We start from the raw sequence: 2,126 nt of genomic DNA, 5'->3' as shown, positions 1-2,126 counted from the left end.
CTCTTCGGGGCGCAGCAGTATAAAAGCCTGACGATGCCCTACTTTCACAGACGTACGTCCACTATCATCGGCGCAAAGGCGTTTCACGATCCTGTTCGGGATGGGAAGGCGTGGGACCACCTCGCTATGGTCATCAAGCGTAACCGGTTGCGGCATCGCTGCAGGGTCACTGCAGCGCCACCGCCAATCTGGGAAGAAGCACACCCGCACGTCTGACACGTGCGAGGCTCGGGTTGCGATCGGGGCCTTGCATGCCTGCAAGACCTCTTGTCTTTGTTTTGAACGGCACTTGGCCTCATAACCCACAGAGTTATAGGATCAAGCCGCACGGGCAATTAGTACTGGTTAGCTACACACATTACTGTGCTTCCACACCCAGCCTATCAACGTCCTGGTCTCGAACGACCCTTCAGGGGGGTCACGCCCCCGGGATACCTAATCTTCAGACGAGTTTCCCGCTTAGATGCCTTCAGCGGTTATCTCTTCCGTACATAGCTACTCGGCAATGCCATTGGCATGACAACCGATACACCAGTGGTACGTCCACTCCGGTCCTCTCGTACTAGGAGCAGGCTCCGTCAAGTATCCAACGCCCACGGCAGATAGGGACCAAACTGTCTCACGACGTTTTAAACCCAGCTCACGTACCTCTTTAAATGGCGAACAGCCATACCCTTGGGACCGGCTACAGCCCCAGGATGAGATGAGCCGACATCGAGGTGCCAAACACCGCCGTCGATATGAACTCTTGGGCGGTATCAGCCTGTTATCCCCAGAGTACCTTTTATCCGTTGAGCGATGGCCCTTCCATTCAGAACCACCGGATCACTATGTCCTGCTTTCGCACCTGTTCGACTTGTCAGTCTCACAGTCAAGCACGCTTATGCCATTGCACTATCAGCACGATTTCCGACCGTACCTAGCGTACCTTCGAGCTCCTCCGTTACACTTTGGGAGGAGACCGCCCCAGTCAAACTGCCCACCATGCACTGTCCCCAACCCGGATAACGGGCCTAGGTTAGAACCGCAAACAAACCAGGGTGGTATTTCAAGGTCGGCTCCACCGAATCTAGCGACTCGGTTTCAGCGCCTCCCACCTATCCTACACAGGCCGGTTCACAGTCCAATGCAAAGCTACAGTAAAGGTTCATGGGGTCTTTCCGTCTAGCCGCGGGGAGATTGCATCATCACAAACACTTCAACTTCGCTGAGTCTCAGGAGGAGACAGTGTGGCCATCGTTACGCCATTCGTGCAGGTCGGAACTTACCCGACAAGGAATTTCGCTACCTTAGGACCGTTATAGTTACGGCCGCCGTTTACCGGGGCTTCGATCAAGAGCTTGCACCCCATCACTTAACCTTCCGGCACCGGGCAGGCGTCACACCCTATACGTCCACTTTCGTGTTAGCAGAGTGCTGTGTTTTTAATAAACAGTCGCAGCCACCGATTCTCTGCGACCCCATCGTGCTCCAGGCGCAGGCCCTTCACACTACCGGGGTATACCTTCTCCCGAAGTTACGGTATCAATTTGCCGAGTTCCTTCTCCTGAGTTCTCTCAAGCGCCTTGGAATATTCATCCCGTCCACCTGTGTCGGTTTGCGGTACGGTCTCGTAGAACTGAAGCTTAGAGGCTTTTCTTGGAACCACTTCCAATCACTTCGCGAGCCTAAGCTCACTCGTGCAACACCCTTGAATTGCGCGCCCGGATTTGCCTAAAGCGCCTTCTCCAATGTCGCAACGGGGACGTCCAACACCCCGATGATCTTCCGCAATCCGTCCCCCCATCGCATCCTACGACGGTGCGGGAATATTAACCCGCTTCCCATCAGCTACGCATCTCTGCCTCGCCTTAGGGGCCGACTCACCCTGCGCCGATGAACGTTGCGCAGGAAACCTTGGACTTACGGCGAGGGGGCTTTTCACCCCCTTTATCGCTACTCATGTCAGCATTCGCACTTCCGATACCTCCAGCAGCCTTTACAAGCCACCTTCGCAGGCTTACGGAACGCTCTCCTACCGCGTACACCTTACGGTGCACACCCGCAGCTTCGGTAACTGGCTTAGCCCCGTTACATCTTCCGCGCAGGACGACTCGATCAGTGAGCTATTACGCTTTCTTTAAAGG

2 rRNA genes are annotated in these 2,126 nt (G+C 55.2%); both read right to left on the bottom strand.

Annotated features, from left to right (window positions below):
* Positions 1-25: 25 nt before the first annotated feature.
* Positions 26-138 (bottom strand): 5S ribosomal RNA (gene rrf / locus KVP10_RS21125).
* Between the two features lie 176 nt (positions 139-314).
* Positions 315-2,126 (bottom strand): 23S ribosomal RNA (locus KVP10_RS21120); the annotation flags it as partial.

Source organism: Candidimonas humi, from assembly GCF_019166065.1.
In the GTDB taxonomy this organism is placed as follows: domain Bacteria; phylum Pseudomonadota; class Gammaproteobacteria; order Burkholderiales; family Burkholderiaceae_B; genus Candidimonas; species Candidimonas humi.
The sequence above is the reverse complement of the archived record's forward strand: the minus strand, read 5'-3'. Positions and strand labels throughout refer to the sequence as shown.